We start from the raw sequence: 20,005 nt of genomic DNA, 5'->3' as shown, positions 1-20,005 counted from the left end.
GACACCACCTCCGCGGCGGCGGTGGCGACGTAGCCAGATGTAGTTGATGGGTCGCAGGAGGGTCTGTTCTGCGGCGGTCAAGGCGCCACCGCCTCGTAGACGCCGACCCAACGGGCATGCGCGGACGGTCGGCGTGCCTGCGCTGATCCGACACGTCGGATCAGACCTGAGCGGACGGCTCCGGCGACGAGCCCTCCCCAGGCGTTGACCGACCCGACTGGCGGGTCGCCGACCTCGTCACGGACGGCCTCGATGGTGTCGCGGACCCCCGGTTGAAAGTAGGTCTCGATGGTGGCCATCGCACGTTCCCGCCACTCGACGCCTGCCGCGTCCAGTGCGAGGGTGCGGCCGGCGTCGCGGCGGACCTCACCGAGTTGGAGCTGTTCGGCGCTACGATCGGGCATGTCGGAACCCTTCAGCGGGCAGCTGGTCGGTAGACGACTTCTCGCCCTCGCCGGGGTCAGCGGCGGGGGCGTCGTCGTGAACGGGCCAGTCCGGCATTCCGAGGAGTGCACGGAGTTTTGCGACCGGGACCAGGTACCGGGCGCCCACTCGGATCACGGGCAGATCTCCGCGCTTCGCAGCGTCGTAGCTGGCGGTCTGCCCGAGCCCGATAACGCTCCCGGCCTCCGGGACCGTGATGACGGCTGCTGTGGTCCGCAGGAGTTGCGCCGGGGTCATGGGGCCCTCCGGGCGGACTGGCGAACGTATGGCTGGAGGAGTTGTACGAGTTCGGTCAGTCCGAGGACTTGGGCCACACGGAACAACGAGTTGACGGAGAGCCCGGACTTGCCGGTCTCGACGCGGCTGAGCTGTGCCGCGTCGACTTGGGCCCTCGTCGCGACTTCTTGCAGGGTGAGCCCACGGGCGATGCGCACCTGCCTCAGCGGTGGTTGGTCTACATCAGTGCACGGAGTGAACATTCCTACATACTGCCCGCTGACGGGTAGTCAATCAACTATCAAGCACGAGCCGTGCGAGAATGTTGACAGAAAGTCAGTCGGGAGGCAGAGTGATGACATGAGCGATACAACCTCCGCCACGGTTCTCACGGCCGCCCAGGTCGTCGCCTTCAACCTGCGGCGCGCCCGAGAGATTCGAGGCCTCACCCAAGAGGATGCAGCCGCGGTCATCAGCAACTGCGGCGACACGATCTGGACCAAGGCCACCCTGTCGCAGGCCGAGCGGTCTGTGAGTGGCGCCCGTGTCCGGCAGTTCACCGTCAACGACCTCTATGCCTTCGCCGAGGCCTTCGGGTTGCCCATCCCTTGGTTCTTGCTCCCGCCGCCCGACGGCGCCGCCGGCCCGGGCCCCGTCCGCATCACGCCGCACTCCGAGGATGACTGGGCCCTTGGTGACAGCGAGCGAGTGGCGGTCGCAGCAACCGCGGGCCAGCATCTTCAGCGGACGTTTGGTGCCCGATCGGGAGACCTTGTGTCGGAGCTTCAGGTCCGGGTCGATGGCTGCTCACAGTTGGACGGTGACGACTTCGACGCGGCCAGGGCATCCGCGGACACGTACACCGCCACATTGGTCCGTCAACACCTCGATGGCGCAGTAGGGATGGCATTCCGTCTGCGGGGGCTAGCCGAGGCGCTGGAGGATGCCTCCCGCGCAGATGCCGGCTCCATCGTCGGGGACGACGGCTGATGGCCGGGAGGATGCGCGGCGGCGTTGTCAAGCGGGGGGCCACCTGGTCCTACGTCATCCGCGTCAAGGATCCCGCGACAGGCGTGACGAAACCCAAGTGGGTTGGAGGGTTCGCCACGCGGGCCGAGGCAGAGGCGGCCCGGGATGATGCCCGGGTGGCCAAGCGGCACGGCAGCTACGTGGCGCCCGACCGGATGCTGGTCCGCGACTACCTGGACGACTGGCTGGCCGGTCGGGCGTCGAAGCTGAAGCCGTCCACCCTCCTTTCTTACCGGCGGGACCTGCACCGCTACGTAATCCCGCGGGTCGGTGGCGATCGGCTCCAGGAGCTGTCCGGCGCTCGTTTGGAGGTGCTGTACGAGGAGCTCCTCCGTGAGGGCGGGCGTGACGGGGGTGCCCTGTCTGTCCGCACCGTTCGCTACCAGCACTCAATCCTGCGGAAGGCGTTCGGCGACGCAGTTCGCCTCCGCCCGATCCAAGTGAACCCCGCCACGATGGTCGAACTCCCAGCCCATCCCGCGGGCCATTCGCCCGTGGCCAGGACCGACGTCCGCGCATGGTCGGCCGATCAGCTGCGCACATTCGTCGCGGGAGTCGAGGGCGAACAGTTCTCGGAGCTCTACGTCCTAGCCCTGAACACCGGTCTGCGCCGTGGGGAGCTCCTCGGCCTTCGGTGGGGCGACGTCGACCTGGCCGGACAGCGGCTGCATGTCCGCAACAACCGGGTGCGCGTCGAGAAGGGCACGCTGCAGGGCACCCCGAAGTCGGGCAAGACCCGATCGTTCAACCTCGACCCCACCTCCCTCGAGTTGCTGCGCAACCTGCGACGTCGGCAGTCCGAGCAGCGCCTCGCATGGCCAGGCGCATGGGGTAACGACGACGACCTAGTGTTCACCCATGAGGAGGGCCGTCCGATCGCGCCGGACCACGCCACCAAGACGTTCCGGCGCCTGGTCGACGGTCTCGGCCTGCCGGCCATACGGCTTCATGACTGTCGGCACACGTTCGCGACGCTAGCCCTGCAGGCGGGTGTGTCACCCAAGGTGGTGAGCGAGCGATTGGGGCACGCGACGGTGGCGTTCACTCTCGACGTGTACGGCCATGTGCTCCCTGCCGACGACCAGTTGGCCGCCGAACTGTTCCATCGCCACGTCTACGGGTGAGGGTTCAGCCCAACAGTCCCTGAAGGAACTGGAAGCCGGCGGAGCCGGCCATCCCGTAACCGATCTGGGCTAGGGCGTCCAGCGCCCACTTCAAGGTCCCGTGGTCCAACGCGCCCTCGTGCGCCTGGGCTTCCAAGAGTTGCACGTGGACCTCTGCTCGGGCGTGGGCTGCGGGGTCGTCGATGCTGTCCAGGGCTTGCCGGAGTTCCCGTACGGCTGCGCTGATCTCGTCGGTGGCGGGGAGTGTCGTCCGTTGGACGTTGCCCTGCCCGCCTTGTTGGATCGGTCCGCTGATGTGCGTCGCGTGGATGATGTTGATCGCCGGCAGGTGTCGCGTCGGCTGGTCTGGGGCTGCTAGAGCGTCTTCGATCTCCTGAATCCCCCGAACGGTGATCTGAAAGTCGGGCGGACCGCCCATAGCCCAAGTGCACCGGACGAGACCTGCCTCTTCAAGGTAGGAGGCGACGGGGCGAGTTTGTTCGTCCGGAACTCCAGCAGCAGCCGCGAGGGCTTTCCCGTCCAAGATCTGGCGGGTGTCCGCGTTGCTCCGGTCGTAGAGGGTCTGGAGCAACGCGAGCCTCCAGCCCTGCCGCTCAAGATGGTCCACCACTAGATTGTCCCCCGCGTTAGCAGATCCGTAGCAACAGTGAGCGGACGAGCCCCTCTGGTTGACACTGAAAGTGCCGCTCACCTGCGGTGATCGTGGTGGTCAGGGGCGGGGTCGAACCGCCGACCTTCCGAGTTTCAGTCGGACGCTCGTACCAACTGAGCTACCTGACCTTGATGTACTTGTGTACCGAGCGGACCTGACGGGATTTGAACCCGCGGCCTTCACCTTGACAGGGTGACGAGCACTCCTAGCTGCTCCACAGGTCCTCGTGTTGAGGATGTCCTCGGTTCTGGCGTATGAAGTTTCGAGCGTTCTACGAGAGCCGTGCGGGACTCGAACCCGCTCCGCCGGATTAAAAGTCCGGAGCTCTACCCGTTGAGCTAACGGCCCGTCGGCAGGTTACCTGCGTCTTGGCCCGTTGGCTCCACCGAGAAGTTCAACCGGACGGCGGAGCGGAGAGTGTAGCGCCTCATCCGGGGTCCGCGCCAAATCGATTTCGTCGGCCTACCCTCGGAGCCGTTGACCGACTTCGAGATCCACCGCCACCTCGACGCCCACGCGCTCGCCGACATCCGTGCGCTCGTGGACACCACCACGCTCCTGGAGGGGCATGCGCCCATCGGTGAGCACAAGATGGCTCACCTCGCCGTGGGGGCTGCGGAGTGGGACGGGATCCTTGCCTACGCCCACTCCGGCGACCTGATCGGCTACGTCCACCTCCGCTGGAATCCCGGCCCGGACGACCCCCGCCTGGCCGTGGAGATGGTCGTCCACCCCGAGCATCGCGACGAGGGGGTGCAGGCCGCGTTGCTCGAGTCGACCCGACGGCTGGTGGCCCGTGCCGGCGGCGGCCGGATGTTCCTGTGGGTCCACCGGGTCGAGGAACCCCGGGAGACCCTCGCCTTCGAGATGGGCTTCGACATCCAGCGCGAGCTTGCCTACATGGTCCGTGACGCCAGGGGCGTGCCCGAGGAGCTGCCGCTGCCCGAGGGCGTAACGATCCGGCCCTACCGTCCGGGCGAGGACGACGAGGCGTTCCTGGAGGTCAACAACGCCGCCTTCGTCGGCCACCCGGAGAACGGTGCCTGGACCGCCGAGGACCTGGCCGAGCGACGGCGTCTGGACTGGTTCGACCCCGACGGCCTGTTCATGGCTTTCAGGGGCGACGAACCGCTCGGCTTCCACTGGACCAAGTGGCACGAGCACCAGGGCAACGGTGGGGAGCCGGCCCACGGGCCGCAGGGTGAGGTCTACGTCCTCGCCGTCCACCCCCGGGCGCAGGGCATGGGCCTCGGCCGGATCCTGCTGCGCCACGGCATGCGCCACCTCGCGACGCGGTCGGACCACCTCGTCCTCTACGTCGACTGTGCGAGCGCCGGCCCGGTGGCCCTGTACGCAAGCGAAGGCTTCGAGACACTCTACCGCGAGGTCTGCTTCAGCGACGACATCCCGCCGGCCAAGGCGACCTCCCGCGCCCTCCTCCGACCCGCCTGACGCCGCTCGACGGCTAGTTGTCGGGCGTCCAGGGCGTGCGAGGTGCGTCCCACCAGCGCTGTGCCAGCGCCCGGCGGTGCCGCACGTGCAGCTCGTCGGCGGCCTCGGGGTCGTCGGTCAGGTCGACCAGCGCTGCCACCATCGTGGTCAGCTCCTCGATGGCAACGCCGGACGCGGCAACGATGACGTGTCCCTCGGGAGCGGAGCGTCGGGCAAGGCGAACCGGCCGGGAACCGACGCCGCACTGACCGAACGTCCAGCCGTCCTCGGTCGGCTCGTCCCACACCATCTCCGCGTCGAGCGCCGCCATCAGGGACGCGGGCGCGACGCCGGCGTTGGACTTCCGCAGCTGCGCGAACAGCAGCGGGGTGGCCATCCGTTCGGCCATCCAGTCGATGTCCACGTCGGGTCGGGTGCCGGCGACGACGACCGCCCGGTCCCCCACCGTGCGATAGGTCAGGCGGACGGCGGACAGCGTCTGCTCATCCACCTCCACCGACAGGTCGGTCGGCGCCCAGCGCCGCGGTCCCGGGGGGAGGGACGCCCAGGGGAAATCGAGGTGAGGCATCACGCGATCGACGTCGATCACGCCATCCTCGGCTTCGAGCTGCTGTTCGAGGTCCACGGCGGTGGCGGTCATTCTGGTCGGGCTTCCGGCAGGGGGTATTCGAGCATGCCGACGGGCCGGCGTCGACCCATCGTCCCGATCAGGTATCGGCAGCACCCTGCGCAGCTTGAGGATCCAGCTTGTAGCCGACGCCGCGGACGGTGCCGATCATCATGTCGTAGTCGTGGCCGAGCTTGGCGCGAAGCCGACGGACGTGGACATCGACGGTCCGGGTGCCGCCGAAGTAGTCGTAGCCCCAGACCTCTGCCAGCAGCTGCGAGCGGGTGAACACCCGGCCGGGGTTGGCAGCCAGGTAGCTGAGCAGCTCGAACTCGCGGAAGGTCAGGTCGACGGGTTCGCCGCGAAGCCGCACGACGTAGGTGTTCTCGTCGATGCTGAGGTCACCGACCCGGGACACGTTGCCGCCGGTCGCCGACTCGCGTTCGGCCAGCAGCCGGATGCGGGTCTCGAGCTCTGCCGGCCCGGCCTTGGGCAGGATGATGTCGTCGAAGCCCCAGGTGGGCTTGAGCGCGGCCAACCCACCCTCCCCGACCACGACCAGGATCGGACGCTGTACCTCGCTCGTGGCCGCGGCGCGACAGGTCTGGGAGGCACCCGCCAGGTTGGAGGTGGCGTCGACCACGATGACCTCGCAGTCCGGGGCCGCGGTCAGCGAATCGGGCTCCAGCGTGGCCGCGACGAGCGTGTGGTCAAGGAACTCGAGGGCAGGCAGGAGCTCGGTCGGACGCCCCGTCCCACCGATCAGCACCAGCAGCTGCATGGTCGTCCATCTCCTCTAGTCCTCGTTCCGACAGCGGGCAACGCTAGCAAAATCGAGCAGCGACTAGGATTCGGCGCCATGGACACCCCCGTGGTCACGGTCAAGCTCTTCGCTGCGCTGCGCGACGCGGCAGGCACCGGAGAGGTGTCGGTGGCTGCCCCGACGACGTTGCCGACGCTGCTGCAGGAGCTGTCGGAACGGTTCGGCCAGCGATTCGCCGACCGCCTTCGGGTCGCTGCGGTCATGGTCGACGGCATGCCCACCGACCCCGAGTCCGAACGTCCCGTGCCTGCCGGTGCCGAGGTTGCGTTGCTGCCACCATTCGCCGGAGGGTAGCCGTGCCTTCCGACGCGGGGGCGGCATCGGTCGCCACGGGGCTGGCGCTGGCCGTGATGGGCCTCGTGGCCGTGGAGCTGGCCGCCCGGGCCGCCGTGCGTGCCCGAACCGCCGCCCTGATCGCCGACGTCATCGACCCCAGCGACGACCTGGCCGTGACCGTGCCGATCGTGCCGCTCCTCCCGAGCCTGCTGCGCCGTCGTGTCCCGTTCGTCCTCGCCAGCTGTCAGCGGGCGGTGCTGCCCGGCGTGGAGATGGAGCAGGTACGGCTGTCGCTCGTCGGACTCGTGATCGGCACTCGCCTCGACGTCGTCGCGGGCAGCGGGTTGCTCGTCGCCCACATCCCTGCGGCGGAGGTGCTGCGGCGGGCCGGCGTCCCCGGGTCGCTGGAGATCGGCGACGGCGCGGTGACGGTCCGCTGGCCGCGCACCGGGTTCGCGGGGATGCCCCGCGTCGGCATGCGGCTTCGGCCCACGCTGGTGGGTGATCGCATCCGCCTGCTGCCTACCCCGCTGTCGATGTCGCTGCCGCCCCTCCCGGGGGGAACGACGCTGACGACAGTCGAGGCCGGCGACGCGGCCCTGGTGGTCACCGCCCGGTTGGAGTTGCCAACGTTGCTCAACGCGCGATGAGCACGTAAACATGGTTTCCACTGTCCACGGGTGGGGGTGAGTGGGTACAACAGGGCCATGTCCGGAACGGTCAGCGTCACCCGAGCCCTCGGCTCCTCCACCCGTGCAGGGATCTACGACCACCTGCGCCAGGTCGACGGCGCCCTGACCGTCCGTGACGTCGCCGACACCTTCGACCTGCACCCCAACGTCGCGCGCACCCACCTGGGTCTGCTGGCCGAGGCGGGGTTGCTGACCGTCGGGCAGCGCAAGCATCCGGGCGGTGGCCGCCCTGCACGTGTCTACCGGGCCCGTCCCGAGGTCGAGGACGACCACGCGGTGCTCGACGGCGCGGCCCAACCAGCCGGTGGCGCTGCCGCCGCGTTGATGGTTCGCCTGCTCGTCACCCTGCTGGACCGGCCCGGGGGGCCGCCGTTGGTGGCTCGGGCGCTGGAGGCGTCCCGCGACGAAGGGCGCCGGCTGGTCAGCGCGCTGCCCGGCGATCCGCCGACGTCGCGCGCCACCAGCGATGCCGCCCAGCGTGCGGTCCGTGCCATCCGCGCCTACGCCCCCGATGCCCGTGTCGACCGTGCCGGCAGCGACTGGGCAGAGGTCAGCGGCCTGTCTCCCGCGGTCGCGCTCGTCGAACGACTGGACCCCGCCCTCGCCGAAGCCCTCGAACGCGGCCTCCTCGCCGGCGCCACCGAAGGCTCCGGCGTCATGGTCGACCTGGCCGAGACCTCCGGCGGCATCCACGGCCGGGTCTGGCGCATGCGAGCCACCGGCGGCCGCGCCCCTCGCTCCACGATCTCCCCCGCCGCGACCCTCGACGCCCGTGGGCAGACCCGCGACAGCGGTGTCGTCGAGGCGATGCGTGCCATGACCGACCTGCGCGCCGGTGACATCCTCGAGGTCCTCGCCGAGGGCCCCGGATCCCCCGCCTCCTTCGCACGGTGGGCCGACCGCGCCGGTCATGCCCTGGTAGCCGTCGAACGTGCACAGGACGCGGGCGGACGACCGGCCATCCGCCTGCTGATCGAGAAGGCCTGACATGCGGACCACCGTCCTGCTGTCCGCCGGCGACTGCTGGCCGCTGCACCTGTCCGCCCTCCTCAGCCAGAAGGGCGAGGAGGTGACCGTCGTCCTGCTCGACCGCGGCGCCGACCTGGCCCGCCCGGCCCACCCCTCCAACGACCGGGTGGCCACGGCCCTGGCCGCCGGCGCGGCCGTCCTGGTCGACACCGATGCGCTCCGTCGGCGGGGCATCCCCCCGACCGCCGTGGCTGACGGCATCAAGCCGACCGACATCCCGTCGGTCGGCGACCTCCTCGTCGACGCCACCGACAAGGCGGTGTGGCTGTGATCGCCTCCGCCGCCCTCGTCCTCAACGCCGGCAGCGCCAACGAGCAGACGATCACCGCCCTCGGGCTGGTCGAACGCCTCGTCGAGCGTGGTGTCACCGTTCGTGTCTTCGCCCATGACGAAGCGGCCGTGCTGTCCGCCGGCACCCATCCCGTGGCCCGGGCCGTCGAGGGGCTGATCCGCAAGGGCGTCCTCGGCGGGCCGCTGCAGTGGATCGTGGAAACCGACGCCAGCGTGGCGCTCGGCGTCGACGGCCGACAGGCCACCGGTGTCATCGAGGGCGACCACGCCGAGCTGTGGGGCGTCGTCCGCGACGCCGACCTGGTCCTCTCCGTCGGCGTGGGGAGCTGAACGCACCGTGCCCCGTCGACTCGTCAGCCTGATCCGGCACGCACCGGGCGCCCCCCGCGGTGCCGAGCCGTCGCTGGAGGCCAACGCCTACGCCGTCACCCAGGACGTGGACCTGGTCGTGGTCCTGCTCGAGGACGCCGTCCGGCTGGCCGTTGCCGACGGCGAGACGCCGCCGCGTCGCATCGGTGACGCGCCGTTCCCGCCGGCCGCTGCGGCCCATGACCTGCGTGCCCTGCTCGAGAGCGGCATCCGCGTGGTGGCCCACCAGCCGGCGATGGCTCGTCAGGGCATCGGCCCCGAGGACCTGCTCGCGGGCATCGACGTCGTCGGCGACGACGACGTGGCGTCGGCCATCGCCGATGCCGAAGGGGTCCTCACGTGGTGACCGACACCCTGGTCCCGGCGCTGTCGGACATCGATGTCGAGGAGGCCGCCCACGAGTTGGAGGGTGCCCCCGCCATCGACATCCTGCGCTGGGCCCGCGCCTGCATCCCCCGCTTCGCCGTCACCTCCAGCTTCGGTGCGGACGCCGCCACCCTGCTGAGCCTCGTGGCCGAGGTCGACGCCGACCTGCCCGTGCTGTTCCTCGACACCGGCTTCCACTTCGCCGAGAGCCTGGCCTACCGCCACCTGCTGGCCAACCGGTTGGGGCTGCGCAACGTGATCGACGTGCGCCCTGACCTGACCGTCGCGCAGCAGGCCGACCGTTACGGCCCGGCCATGTACCTGCGTGACCCCGACGTGTGCTGCGCCCTCCGCAAGGTCGCCCCGCTCGACGAGGCGCTCGAGGGCTACGACGGCTGGGCCACCGGCGTGCGTCGCTCGCAGACCCCCGACCGCGCCTCGACCCCGGTGGTCGCCACCGCGGACAGGGACGGCCGGACGCTGCTGAAGGTTGCGCCGTTGGCCGCCTGGACCGCCGCCGACGTCGCAGGCCACCGCCGCCTGCACGACCTGCCGCCCCACCCGCTGGCCAACCGGGGGTTCGGCTCGATCGGCTGCGCCCCCTGCACCCGCCCGACCGCACCCGGTGAGGACGACCGTGCCGGCCGCTGGGCCGGCCGTGCCAAGACCGAGTGCGGCATCCACCTGGAATCCACCACGAGCGCCTGACCGCGCTTCCCCTCCCCTCGCAGTCGAGGAGACCCGAACATGTCAGAACCAACATCCTCCCAACCGCTGATGATCGACGTCCGAGGACCCCGCTTCTCCGCTGCGCTGACCTTCGTGGTCCTCGCCACGGCGTACCTGACCCAGTCCGCGGCCGTGCTGTCGGTGCAGGTCGCCGTGTTCGCCGTCGCCGCGATCGCCGGGTTGCGCTGGTCGCCGTACGGCAACGTCTTCCGGTTCGTGAAGCGTCGGTTCGACCTCGGTCCGCCGCCGGAGACCGAGCCCGAGGCGGGACCACGGTTCAGCCAGGTGATGGGGCTGATCTTCAGCGGTGCCGGGCTGGCTGCGGTCCTTGCCGGTGCCACGGCGCTCGGATGGGGCCTGGTCCTCGTCGTCGTCGCGCTGTCGGGCCTGCTGGCCGCAACCGGCATCTGCGTGGGTTGCGAGATGTACGCCGTCGGCCAGCGCCTGCGCGGAGGGACCGCCTGATGGACCGCGTCGTCGTCCTGCTGCTCGTCATCGCCGCCACCGGGGCGTTCAGCGCCTGGTGGAAGGCCCGTGACGGGCGAGTCCGGACCACGGACGCAGCGCGCCCGGCCGGTGGGGACCGCTCCGGTCAGGACCGGCCCGATCCCGTCGCCGGTTCGTCCGTGTCGCGCTGGTCGACCCTGCCGGTCGAGGCTGCCGACATCGCCGCCGCCATCGCCCCCGCCTCCCCCCTCGTGTTCGTGGAGTTCACCGCGCCGAACTGCCAGCCATGCGTCGCCACCCGTGAGGTGCTGGACCGGGTCACCGCCGGCCGCAGTGACGTCGGCATCGTGGCGCTCGACGTCGCGGAGGCACTGGACCTCGTGCGGGCCCACCGGGTGATGCGGGCCCCGACGACCCTGCTGATCACCGAGGAAGGCCACCTGCTCGGTCGCGTCAGCGGCGTGCCCCGTGAGGACGAGCTGCTGGCGTTGCTGGACTCCACGACCCCCCAGCCGGCCTAGCCCCCACCGGCCTGCGACGACCCGGGCGCCTGTCGGGTTCCTGCGACGGGCGGCCCGAAACCCGACAAGCGGGTGGTCGTGTCGGCCGGCCCCGCGGCCGCGTGTCGGGTTCCTGCGACGGGCGGCCCGAAACCCGACAAGCGGTCAGTAGACCAGCGCGGTGGCGTTGGGCCTGGTCGCGAGCTCGACGAACAAGGCCGAACCGCCCATGGCGGTGCCATCGCGGAAGGCCGCCGGCTCCAGCCCTCGCCGGGCGGCGCAGGGCGTGCAGACCGTCACCGACCCTGCGGCGTAGACGGCCTCGAGGAGCTCCTCCACCCCGGCCGCGTGCTCGACCTCGATGACCCGACCGATGTTGGGCAGGGCCAACCGGACCCCCTCCATGGCGAGGAAGAGGTGCACCTCGGCGCCGCCCGCCACGCCGGCAGCAGCAACGTTGCAGGCCAGGTTGGCGCGCTCGGGGTCATCGGCGGCGTGCGTGGCCTTGACGACCAGCAGACGGGGCGGGGCAGGGTCTGGCATGACGATTCCTCGGGACGGGTGGCGGAGGGGCAGTGTGGCTCAGCCGCGGGCCGCGGCCCTGTCAGCGACGACGACCACCCTCGGCCCGCGACGGATCAGCCCGGCGGGGATCGACGTGTCGCCGTCCATCAGCCGTTCGAGGGCCTCGTGCTTGTCGGCCCCGACGATCTGCCACACCAGCACGCCGACCCGGTTGATCGCCTCGGCGGTCAGGGTCAGCCGGACCGCACCCTGGTAGGGACCGGCCCGTGCCACGTCGACCCCGGTGACGTCCAGCACCGGGTCGCCGGGGATCAACGAGGCCGTGTGGCCGTCGGTCCCGATGCCCAGCTGCGCGACGTCGACCACCTCGGGCACGGGATAGTCGTCCCCCTCCAGCGGCATCGGGTGCCCCACGGCGCCGGTCGGGATCACGAGGGTGTCGCGGATCGCCAGCCAGTTGCGGGCGGGGTCGTCCTCGCCCACCTGTCGTTCGTCGACCTGCAGGACGTGCACGTCCGACCACGGCACCGTGCCGACGGCCGCCATCAGCGGATACATCGCCTTGGGCGTCCCCCCGCCGGACAACGCAACGGCGCGGGGCGCGGTTCGGCCGGCCGGCAACGGCTGGGCGAGCACGTCGGTGATCAGCTCGGCGGTACGGGCGGCAACGGCGGCCTCGTCGGGCAGGACTTCCAGCGTCGGGGTGTCGGCCATCAGTGCTCGTGGTCCTCCGGCAGGTGCCAGGTGCGCGGGGCGATCAGCTCCGTCGCCGCCTCCGGTCCCCACGACCCGCGGGCGTAGGGGAGCACACGTGGTGGACGCTCGAGGATCGGCTTGACCAGCTCCCAGGTGCGGCCGATGCCGTCGGCGCGGGTGAACAGCGTGCGGTCACCGAGCAGGGCGTCGTGGAGCAGTCGTTCGTAGGCGTCCAGCTGCACGCCGCCGGTCGCGCCGAAGTCCTGCTCGTAGCTGAAGCGCATCGATGCCTGCCCCAACCGCAGCCGAGGTCCGGGCCGCTTGGCGAGGAACGACACGGTCACGCCCTGATCGCCCGCCATGTCGAGGGTCAGGTGGTCGTGGGCGTCAGCGCGCAGGCCGTGTGCGGCGAACATCTGCCGGGGCGGCCGCTTGAACGCCAACGTCATGGTCTGCCGCTTCTCCGCCATCGCCTTGCCGGTGCGCAGGTAGATCGGCACGCCAGCCCAGCGCCAGTTGTCGATCTCGATGCGAGCGGCCACGAAGGTCTCGGTCGTGGAGTCCGCCGCCACGCCCTCGGACTCGGTGTAGCCCTCGTACTGGCCGAAGACGACGTCCTCGCAGCGCAGCGTGGACATCGACTCGAAGACCTTGCGCTTCTCGTCCATCAGGGGCGAGGGGTCCAGGGACACAGGGGGTTCGAGGGCGATGATGGACAGGACCTGGAACAGGTGGGTGACGACCATGTCGCGCAGCGCACCCGTGGACTCGTAGAACGACGCACGGCTGCCGATGTCGATGGACTCGGGCGAGTCGATCTGGATGTGGTCGATGTGCTGGCGGTTCCAGACGGGCTCGAACATGCCGTTGGCGAACCGCAGTGCCAGCACGTTCTGCAGCGTCTCCTTCCCGAGGAAGTGGTCGATCCGGTAGATCTGCTCCTCGGTCAGCACCGAACGAACGGTGTCGTCCAGCTCGGCGAAGGACTCGGCGTCGGTACCGAAGGGCTTCTCGAACACCACCCGTGCCCGCTGGTCCAGACCGGCTGCACCGATGCCCTCGGTGATCGGCCCGAACGCCGACGGCGGGACGGCCAGGTAGAACAGGCGGGTCGGCTCGCCACCCATCTCCTGCTCGGCCTCGGCGACCGCGTCAGCGATGCGCGAGGGGTCGTCGGCGTCGAAGCCCCCGCCGCGGTAGCGCAGGTGGCTGGCGAACTCGGTGAACGCGTCCTGGTCGTCGGCGGAGACCTCGCGGTCGAACTCCGCCAGCGCCTCGCGGGCGAACTCGCCGTACGCCTCGTCGGCCATGTCGGAACGGGACGCCCCGATCAGCACCCACTGCTCCGGCATCAGGCCAGCGCGGTGAAGGTCCCACAACGAGGGGATGAGCTTGCGGCGGGCCAGGTCGCCGTTGCCGCCGAACAGCACGATGACCGCATCCGGCGGCGTCAGGTCGCGATCACCCATCGGTCGAACCGGGTGAGGAGCCCGAAGGCTGTGCTGGTCCTGCCGCTGCGCGGCTCGGCCTCGGTCCGGGCCTCGGCCCTCGCTGGCGCTCGGTCACTCGTGTCCTCCCTCGGCCGGCTTCACGGCGTGACCGCCGAACTGGTTGCGCAGCGCCGCCAGGAGCCGCTGGCCGAACGCGTTGTCCTCGCGGCTGGCGAACCGGTTGAAGAGGGCCGCGGCGATGGTGGGGGTGGGGACGGCCAGGTCGACGGCGGTCTGCACCGTCCAGCGGCCCTCACCGGAGTCCGGCACCCACGCGTCCAGCTCCTCCAGCCCCGGGTCGGCGTCCAGCGCACGGGCGGTGAGGTCCAGCAGCCACGAACGCACCACCGACCCGTGGCGCCACACCTCCGCGACCTGGTGCAGGTCGATGCCGAAGTCGCCCGCGGCCATCAGCTCGAACCCCTCGGCGTAGGCCTGCATCATCGCGTACTCGACGCCGTTGTGGATCATCTTGACGTAGTGCCCGGCGCCGACCGGGCCGACGTGCGCCCAGCCGTCGGGTGGCGCCAGCGTCTCGAGCGCCGGGGACAGCCGCTCGATGGCCTCGTTGGTCCCACCGACCATCAGGCAGTACCCCTCCTCCAGCCCCCAGATGCCGCCGGAGGTGCCGGCGTCCACCATCAGCACGCCGTCCTCGGCCAGCGACGCGGCCAGCGCCACGGAGTCGCTGAAGCGCGAGTTGCCCCCGTCGACGATCACGTCGCCGGCATCCATCAGCCCACCGAGGGTCCGCACGGTTCGTTCGGTGATCTCCCCCGAGGGGACCATCACCCACACGATCCGCGGTGCGGGCATCGCTGCCACCAGCGCCTCGAGGGAGTCCACCCCCGTTGCGCCCGCCTCCGCCGCTGATGCCACCGCCTCGGCGCTGACGTCGTGGGCGACCACGTCGTGGCCCCCGCGCAACAGGCGGACGGTCATGTTGCCGCCCATCTTTCCCAGTCCGACCATCCCGATCTGCATGCCGCGATCCTCGCGCAAGTCGACCCCCGGCGCACGGGATCAACGGGGAGAACGGTCGGGACCCATGGCCCCGAGCCGGCGGGGACCTTGGTCCCTCGGGAGGCGTGCCACTCGGCCTTGGGGCGCACCCGGCCGAACGACGATTGTGAGGGACATCACAAGCCGCCCCCGAAAGATCGATGACTTGGAGGTCATCATGCTCACCACACGATTCCGCACCCTTGGGTTCGTCCTTGCCGCCTTCGGCATGGTCTTCCTGATCGGCGGCGGCTACGCCTGGACACAGGTGTCCGCCGGCTACGACAGCCTGGAAGCGTTCAGCGAAGCGCAGAACGTCACGCTGTCCTACAACGAGGACGGACAGCTGATCGACCGCGGCGAGACCGCAGGCGCCGAGGCGATCATGACCCTCCTGACCGAGGACTGGGGCTACCCGGTCGTCGAGGCCGACTTCGACCCGGCCGACCCCCTGGTCAACACCGCCAGCGAGTACATGTACCAGATGGCGACGGTCGGCTACCACGTGCTGCACGGCACCCAGACGGTCGTCCTGGACGAGCCCGTCGAGTTCAACGGCGAGACCTTCGACGCCGGCACCTACGAGTTCGATGTCGACGGTCGCTACTGGACCGGTTTCGACCGCACCCACCCCATCGAGGGCCCGGCGCGCGAGATGGCCTGGTCCGGCACCGTGCACGGACTGTTCGGTGAGCTGGGCGTCGGCACCGTCACCGCCTCCACCCTGCAGCTGGGCACCGGCATCGCCGCCCTGGTCGCCGGTATCGGCGCAACCCTCGTGGTCCTCGGACTGGGCCTCGCCTGGGCCGCCGGTGGCCGCCTCCGCGAGGACGAGGCCGCAGCCGTCCCCGGTGTGACGATCCCCGAGCGCGAGCTCATCAAGGGCTGACCGTCGGACCACACGGGCCGGGTCCACACAGGATCCGGCCCACACAGAACAGCACCGCCCGGGAGCTATCCCGGGCGGTGCCAATTTTCACTTGTGCATCCAACACTCAGCGGTCTCTGCCGGTGCACCGCAGTGCGCCTCGGCGGGTGTGACCACGTCCCGCAAACCACGTAGCGGGTGATGAGCGTGGATTCGCATCGGCGTCCGTGTGATCGGTTCCGGATGCAAGAAGAACCGAGGACGCCTAGCGGCGCATCACCTCGACGGTCACGCAATGATCACTGGTCATTGTGGTTGGACCACCTCCTTTCAGTCGTGCCGGTGATTCTAGCCACGAGCGCAAGGGAGGGAAGGGGAAACCCGAAGGGATCCGGCCACCTGCGCGACCGTGGCTACCGTGGTGCCATGACCCAGCCCACCGACCTGCTGATCGACACCCCGGCCATCCACCGCAGGACCGACGGTGTGATCCGTGTCGCCGGCCCCGACCGCATCGCCTACCTGCACTCCCTGCTCAGCCAGGACGTGGAGGGCACGAAGCCCGGGGACGTGGCGGACTTCCTCTACCTCGACGCCAAGGGCGAACACCTCGCCGCCGGCACGATGGTCGTGCACGCCGAGCACGTCCTGCTGCTGGTCCCGGCCGAGATCGCCGCAGCGGTCGCCGAACGGCTGGACCGCTTCCGGTTCATGATGCAAGTGGAGGTCAGCGACCTCACCGGCGAGTGGTCGCTGGCCAGTCTCCGGGGGCCGGGCGAGGTCGACGCCCCGGGCGCCCGCAGCCAGCCGGGAACCGCCGCACCACACGGCGACGGGCTCGTCATCCGGGACCGCGACGGTGGGGTGGACCTGCTGGGCCCGACGTCCTGGGTCACGGACCGGGTCGAGGAGCTGGTGGAGGATCGGGACCTGCCGCTGGCGTCAGCCGAGGACTGGGAGCGCCACCGCATCGCCACCGGTCGTCCGGGCTGGGGCAGCGAGATCGCGACCGGCCGACGGACCCAGGAGCTGGGCCTGCTGCCCACCCATGTGCACCTGCGCAAGGGGTGCTATCCGGGTCAGGAGTCGATCGCCAAGATCTTCAACCTCGGGCGTCCCCGCCGGGCCCTGGCGGTCATCGAGGCCGACCACGTCCTCGCAGCCGGCGACACCCTCGGGGAGGGACGTCGGCCGGGGGAGGTCACCAGCGCGGCAGCGACCGGGGACGGGCGCACCGTCGCCCTGGCCCTGCTGCCCCTGGTCGACGGCGAGCTGCCCGAGACCGTCGACACCCCCGACGGCGTCGTGCGCGTCCGCACCCGCGTCGGTGCCGGCATGCCCCTCCGCGGCGCCTGACTCATCGCACCGTCAACAACGTGCCGGGGTACTACAGCTAGGTGCCCTTGCGGTCGGCCTTGACCTCGTACATCGCCTCGTCGGCACGGTGGAGCAGCCCGGACACCGAGTCGCCCGGGCCGGCCTCGGCCACGCCGATGGAGGCGCCGACCGACAGCTGCTTGCCGGCCCACGGGATGGGTTCGGCGATCAGGTCGACCAGGCGTTCGGCGAAGGCACGGGCGTCGACGTTGGGGCGGATCACCAGCACGAACTCGTCACCGCCGTACCGGGCGACGAGGTCCTCGGTGCGCACGCTGTTGCGCAGGCGGTCGGCGATGGTCGCCAGCACCTGATCGCCAGCGGCGTGGCCATGGACGTCGTTGACCTCCTTGAAGCCGTCGAGGTCCACCATGAGCACGTTGGGAAAGCTCTGTCCCGACAGGTGGTACTGCAGCACCTCAAGCAGCTGGAAGCGGTTGGCCAGCCCGGTCACGGGGTCGTGGCTGGCCTGGTAGGCCAGCGACCGGCGCTGTTCGTTGAGGCTGCGCATCGCCCGGGTGCGTGCGGTGATGTCGGTGACCACCAGCAGCAGGGCGCCGGGCGGACCGTTCTCGTGGCTGACGGGCAGGCAGTCGACCTGCCAGTGCACCTCGCCCTCGGGTGCGGTGGAGGGCACACCGGTGACGACGTGGCCGAGCTCCGCGCGACCGGTCCCCACGACGGCGCGGCACCGCTGCTCGATCTGTCCACCGAGGTGGCCCAGCAGCTGCACGGGCGTGGAACCCGTCGCCGTGCGCGGGTCGACGCCGTAGAGCTTGCCGAGCGCCTGGTTGACCATCACGTGGCGCAGCTCGAGGTTCAGCACCCCGGTCGGGGTCGGCGAGCTCGTCAGCACGATGTCGGCGACCCCGCTGATCAGCCACGGGGGAAGGTCACTGCTGGGGGTCATCGGTTGCCCTCCCACCCGGCGACGACCGGGCCGGCCACGATCTCGTCGACGCTGATCGCCGGGGAGAACAGGAAGCCCTGCATGCGGTCCACCCCCATCTCCAGGATCATGTCGGCCTGCTGGTCGGTCTCCACGCCCTCCGCCACCACCACGAGCCCGAGCAGGCGACACACGTCGACGGTCGCCCTGACGATTCCCACGGACCGTTCGTCGCCGGGCAGGCCCGCCACGAACGACCGGTCCAGCTTGACCACCGAGACCGGAAGGTCGTGCAGCCGGCCCAGCGAGGAGTACCCCATGCCGAAGTCGTCGAGGGCCACGCCGAACCCGAGCTTGCGAAGCTCCCGGAGGGTCACCAGGGCCCAGGAGTAGTCGTCGATGACGGCGGACTCGGTGATCTCCAGGGTCACGTCGGAGGGGCTCAAGCCGACGTCCTCCAGCCGCGCAGTCAGCTCCGAGGTCAGCAGCGGATCACGCAGGTTGACCGGCGACACGTTGATGGACAGTCCGGCCTCGACTCCCCCGTCTCGCCACCGGCGGCAGTCCAGCAACGACTGGGCGAGCATCACGGTGAAGAGCGGCGCCACGAGTCCTGTGCGTTCGGCGAGGGGGATGAAGGTGTCGGGGGTGATCGCGCCCAGCTTCGGGTCGTCCCAGCGGGCCAGCGCCTCTGCGGAGATCAGGACCCCGTCGCCGTCGACGATCGGCTGGAACAGCGGCCGGAAGCCCCGTTCATCGGGCTTCTCGAGGGCCTCCGACAGGCTGCTCACGATGTCCAGCCGGCGGCGGACCACGGCGGGGTCCTCGCGCTGGTGCACGACGAGGCCCTCGTTGGTGTCCTGGGCAGTGGCGGCGGCGATCGTCGCCCGTGTGGTCAGCACCTCGGCCCCGCCTTCGCCCTGGGCGATGCCGACGAAGGCGCGCAGCCGCAGGGACACCCCACCGATCACCATGGGTTCGGCGATGTGCTCGCGGATCCTCCTCGCGAGGTGATGTGCCGGCAGGAAGGGGCGGGCCCGCATCGCCACGGCGAACCGTTCGCCACCCAGTGAGCCGGCGGGCCAGTCCTGCGCGACCTCGGCCACGCGCACCCCGACGGCGGCAAGCACCTCCTCGGCCGGCGTGTCGCCCAGCACCGTCTGCACGTCGCGGAACCCGTCGAGCAACACGACGAGGACGGCGGGGTTGCCCTCCCCCTCGCTGAGCATGACCTCGGCGGCGGCGACGAACTCGGGTCGTCCGGGCAATTCCTCGGGGACCTCGACGGTCGGTTCCTCGGGTTCGGGGGGCTTCGCCCCAGCACCCCGCACGAGCACCGCGACGGCCAGCAATCCCGTCGCCACCGCGGCCAGGGCGGCCGGGGCCCGTTGCTGGACGACAACGCCCAGCACGGCCAGGCACACCACCAGCACGCCCAACGCCACCGACCGGCCTCGCGCAGCCCACACCAGCGGACGATCCCCCTCGGGACCGTCCGCGCCCACCACGGACATCACCATCACGGCTCCTACGGTATGCCAGCAGGTGGTGCCGGGTCAGGCACGTTGGGTGAACAGCAGGCTCGGATCCCGACCAGCGGATGCAGATGACCTCACAACAGCTGCGAGATCGCCTTCAGTGCGCGTTCGGCGTGCGCCTTGGCCTGGGCACGTTTCCACACCTTCACGACGGTGCCCTCGGCATCGATCAGGACCGAGGAACGGATGGGCCCGATGGAGGTCCTGCCGTACAGCGTCTTCTCGCCCCAGGCCCCGTAGGCCTCCATCACCTCGTGGTCCGGATCGGCCAGGAGCGTGTGCGGCAGGTCGTGGTTGTCGCAGAAGGACCGGTGGCTGTCGACGGTGTCCGGTGACACCCCGAGCACCGCCACGCCCGCATCGGTGAAGTCCGACCAGCTGTCGCGGATGTGCTGTGCCTGGATCGTGCAGCCGGGGGTCTCGTCCCGTGGATAGAAGTACAGCAGCACCGGCTGGCCCCGCAGCGACGACAGCGAGACGGGGTTGCCGTCCTGGTCGGGAAGCTCGAAGTCGGGTGCGGTATCGCCTGCGGCGACGTTCACGTCGTCACGTCCTTGATCTGGTCGAGGGTTCG

26 protein-coding genes and 3 tRNA genes are annotated in these 20,005 nt (G+C 70.4%); 14 read left to right on the top strand and 15 right to left on the bottom strand.

Annotated features, from left to right (window positions below):
* Positions 1-77: 77 nt before the first annotated feature.
* Both DVS28_RS23620 and DVS28_RS30300 read right to left on the bottom strand, forming a co-directional pair.
* Entirely contained in the window at positions 78-404 is a 327-nt protein-coding gene (locus DVS28_RS23620) for a hypothetical protein (RefSeq protein WP_114593645.1), read from the bottom strand.
* Between the two features lie 273 nt (positions 405-677).
* Positions 678-923: a helix-turn-helix domain-containing protein gene (locus DVS28_RS30300; protein WP_114593643.1), complete on the bottom strand. Its 246-nt coding sequence runs from the start codon at positions 921-923 to the stop codon at positions 678-680.
* 97 nt (positions 924-1,020) lie between these two features.
* Here DVS28_RS30300 and DVS28_RS23605 point away from each other — a divergent pair, with 97 nt between their 5' ends.
* Entirely contained in the window at positions 1,021-1,650 is a 630-nt protein-coding gene (locus tag DVS28_RS23605; RefSeq protein ID WP_164710948.1) for a helix-turn-helix domain-containing protein, read from the top strand.
* A complete protein-coding gene (locus tag DVS28_RS23600; RefSeq protein ID WP_114593641.1) occupies positions 1,650-2,813 on the top strand; it encodes a tyrosine-type recombinase/integrase in 1,164 nt (387 codons plus the stop codon). The genes DVS28_RS23605 and DVS28_RS23600 overlap by 1 nt, the downstream gene beginning before the upstream one ends.
* Before the next feature lie 4 nt (positions 2,814-2,817).
* Here the strand turns inward: DVS28_RS23600 and DVS28_RS23595 are convergent, their stop codons facing one another.
* From DVS28_RS23595 to DVS28_RS23580, 4 genes are all read right to left on the bottom strand, one after another.
* The gene (locus DVS28_RS23595) at positions 2,818-3,420 is read right to left on the bottom strand and encodes a hypothetical protein (RefSeq protein WP_164710946.1); all 603 of its coding nucleotides are present in this window, start codon (positions 3,418-3,420) and stop codon (positions 2,818-2,820) included.
* A 96-nt stretch (positions 3,421-3,516) separates the two neighbouring features.
* Positions 3,517-3,593 (bottom strand) — tRNA-Phe (locus tag DVS28_RS23590).
* 21 nt (positions 3,594-3,614) lie between these two features.
* Positions 3,615-3,689: transfer RNA gene (locus DVS28_RS23585), tRNA-Asp, on the bottom strand.
* 52 nt (positions 3,690-3,741) lie between these two features.
* Positions 3,742-3,813 (bottom strand) — tRNA-Lys (locus DVS28_RS23580).
* 129 nt (positions 3,814-3,942) lie between these two features.
* On the opposite strand from DVS28_RS23580, the gene mshD reads away from it, so the two are divergent.
* Positions 3,943-4,917 carry a mycothiol synthase gene (gene mshD, locus DVS28_RS23575; protein ID WP_164710945.1) on the top strand — a complete coding sequence of 325 codons (975 nt, stop codon included), beginning with the start codon at positions 3,943-3,945 and terminating at the stop codon, positions 4,915-4,917.
* A gap of 13 nt (positions 4,918-4,930) precedes the next feature.
* Here the strand turns inward: mshD and DVS28_RS23570 are convergent, their stop codons facing one another.
* Both DVS28_RS23570 and DVS28_RS23565 read right to left on the bottom strand, forming a co-directional pair.
* The gene (locus DVS28_RS23570) at positions 4,931-5,557 is read right to left on the bottom strand and encodes a hypothetical protein (protein WP_114593638.1); all 627 of its coding nucleotides are present in this window, start codon (positions 5,555-5,557) and stop codon (positions 4,931-4,933) included.
* Positions 5,558-5,624: 67 nt separating this feature from the next.
* Positions 5,625-6,305 (bottom strand): winged helix-turn-helix transcriptional regulator, encoded by a 681-nt coding sequence (locus DVS28_RS23565; protein ID WP_114593637.1) that lies wholly within the window; start codon positions 6,303-6,305, stop codon positions 5,625-5,627.
* Positions 6,306-6,383: 78 nt separating this feature from the next.
* Between DVS28_RS23565 and DVS28_RS23560 the strand changes: the two genes are divergently transcribed.
* From DVS28_RS23560 to DVS28_RS23520, 9 genes are read left to right on the top strand one after another with little or no spacing between them, the layout of a single operon-like run.
* On the top strand, positions 6,384-6,641 hold the full coding sequence (locus tag DVS28_RS23560; RefSeq protein ID WP_114593636.1) for a MoaD/ThiS family protein: 258 nt from the start codon (positions 6,384-6,386) through the stop codon (positions 6,639-6,641).
* A gap of 2 nt (positions 6,642-6,643) precedes the next feature.
* Entirely contained in the window at positions 6,644-7,273 is a 630-nt protein-coding gene (locus DVS28_RS23555) for a hypothetical protein (protein ID WP_114593635.1), read from the top strand.
* 57 nt (positions 7,274-7,330) lie between these two features.
* Positions 7,331-8,302, top strand: coding sequence for a sulfurtransferase TusA family protein (locus DVS28_RS23550; protein WP_114593634.1), 972 nt, complete (start codon positions 7,331-7,333; stop codon positions 8,300-8,302).
* A gap of 1 nt (position 8,303) precedes the next feature.
* Positions 8,304-8,615, top strand: coding sequence for a hypothetical protein (locus DVS28_RS23545; RefSeq protein ID WP_114593633.1), 312 nt, complete (start codon positions 8,304-8,306; stop codon positions 8,613-8,615).
* Positions 8,612-8,965, top strand: coding sequence for a hypothetical protein (locus DVS28_RS23540; RefSeq protein WP_114593632.1), 354 nt, complete (start codon positions 8,612-8,614; stop codon positions 8,963-8,965). The genes DVS28_RS23545 and DVS28_RS23540 overlap by 4 nt, the downstream gene beginning before the upstream one ends.
* A gap of 7 nt (positions 8,966-8,972) precedes the next feature.
* Positions 8,973-9,350 carry a DsrE family protein gene (locus tag DVS28_RS23535; protein WP_164710944.1) on the top strand — a complete coding sequence of 126 codons (378 nt, stop codon included), beginning with the start codon at positions 8,973-8,975 and terminating at the stop codon, positions 9,348-9,350.
* Positions 9,347-10,078, top strand: a complete 732-nt coding sequence (locus DVS28_RS23530; protein ID WP_216826255.1) for a phosphoadenylyl-sulfate reductase — start codon at positions 9,347-9,349, stop codon at positions 10,076-10,078. Before DVS28_RS23535 ends, DVS28_RS23530 begins: the two co-directional genes overlap by 4 nt.
* Before the next feature lie 39 nt (positions 10,079-10,117).
* On the top strand, positions 10,118-10,564 hold the full coding sequence (locus DVS28_RS23525) for a DUF4395 domain-containing protein (protein WP_114593629.1): 447 nt from the start codon (positions 10,118-10,120) through the stop codon (positions 10,562-10,564).
* Entirely contained in the window at positions 10,564-11,067 is a 504-nt protein-coding gene (locus DVS28_RS23520) for a thioredoxin family protein (RefSeq protein ID WP_164710943.1), read from the top strand. The genes DVS28_RS23525 and DVS28_RS23520 overlap by 1 nt, the downstream gene beginning before the upstream one ends.
* 144 nt (positions 11,068-11,211) lie before the next feature.
* Here the strand turns inward: DVS28_RS23520 and DVS28_RS23515 are convergent, their stop codons facing one another.
* From DVS28_RS23515 to gnd, 4 genes are all read right to left on the bottom strand, one after another.
* Positions 11,212-11,589, bottom strand: a complete 378-nt coding sequence (locus tag DVS28_RS23515) for a DsrE family protein (RefSeq protein ID WP_114593627.1) — start codon at positions 11,587-11,589, stop codon at positions 11,212-11,214.
* A gap of 39 nt (positions 11,590-11,628) precedes the next feature.
* Complete coding sequence (locus DVS28_RS23510; RefSeq protein WP_114593626.1) at positions 11,629-12,285, bottom strand: 6-phosphogluconolactonase; 657 nt, start codon at positions 12,283-12,285, stop codon at positions 11,629-11,631.
* The gene (gene zwf, locus DVS28_RS23505) at positions 12,285-13,736 is read right to left on the bottom strand and encodes a glucose-6-phosphate dehydrogenase (RefSeq protein ID WP_114593625.1); all 1,452 of its coding nucleotides are present in this window, start codon (positions 13,734-13,736) and stop codon (positions 12,285-12,287) included. The genes DVS28_RS23510 and zwf overlap by 1 nt, the downstream gene beginning before the upstream one ends.
* Positions 13,737-13,829: 93 nt before the next feature.
* Positions 13,830-14,741 (bottom strand): phosphogluconate dehydrogenase (NAD(+)-dependent, decarboxylating), encoded by a 912-nt coding sequence (gene gnd, locus DVS28_RS23500; protein ID WP_114593624.1) that lies wholly within the window; start codon positions 14,739-14,741, stop codon positions 13,830-13,832.
* Positions 14,742-14,937: 196 nt separating this feature from the next.
* Between gnd and DVS28_RS23495 the strand changes: the two genes are divergently transcribed.
* On the top strand, positions 14,938-15,648 hold the full coding sequence (locus DVS28_RS23495; RefSeq protein ID WP_164710942.1) for a hypothetical protein: 711 nt from the start codon (positions 14,938-14,940) through the stop codon (positions 15,646-15,648).
* Positions 15,649-16,053: 405 nt separating this feature from the next.
* The gene (gene ygfZ, locus DVS28_RS23490) at positions 16,054-16,983 is read left to right on the top strand and encodes a CAF17-like 4Fe-4S cluster assembly/insertion protein YgfZ (RefSeq protein WP_164710941.1); all 930 of its coding nucleotides are present in this window, start codon (positions 16,054-16,056) and stop codon (positions 16,981-16,983) included.
* A 37-nt stretch (positions 16,984-17,020) separates the two neighbouring features.
* On the opposite strand, the gene DVS28_RS23485 is transcribed toward ygfZ, so the two are convergent.
* From DVS28_RS23485 to bcp, 3 genes are all read right to left on the bottom strand, one after another.
* A complete protein-coding gene (locus DVS28_RS23485; protein WP_114593621.1) occupies positions 17,021-17,914 on the bottom strand; it encodes a sensor domain-containing diguanylate cyclase in 894 nt (297 codons plus the stop codon).
* Positions 17,911-19,413, bottom strand: coding sequence for a bifunctional diguanylate cyclase/phosphodiesterase (locus DVS28_RS30050; RefSeq protein WP_114593620.1), 1,503 nt, complete (start codon positions 19,411-19,413; stop codon positions 17,911-17,913). Before DVS28_RS30050 ends, DVS28_RS23485 begins: the two co-directional genes overlap by 4 nt.
* A gap of 92 nt (positions 19,414-19,505) precedes the next feature.
* Positions 19,506-19,973 carry a thioredoxin-dependent thiol peroxidase gene (gene bcp / locus DVS28_RS23475; protein WP_114593619.1) on the bottom strand — a complete coding sequence of 156 codons (468 nt, stop codon included), beginning with the start codon at positions 19,971-19,973 and terminating at the stop codon, positions 19,506-19,508.
* Positions 19,974-20,005: the final 32 nt, after the last annotated feature.

The organism is Euzebya pacifica, assembly GCF_003344865.1.
Classification (GTDB): Bacteria; Actinomycetota; Nitriliruptoria; order Euzebyales; family Euzebyaceae; genus Euzebya; species Euzebya pacifica.
The sequence above is the reverse complement of the archived record's forward strand: the minus strand, read 5'-3'. Positions and strand labels throughout refer to the sequence as shown.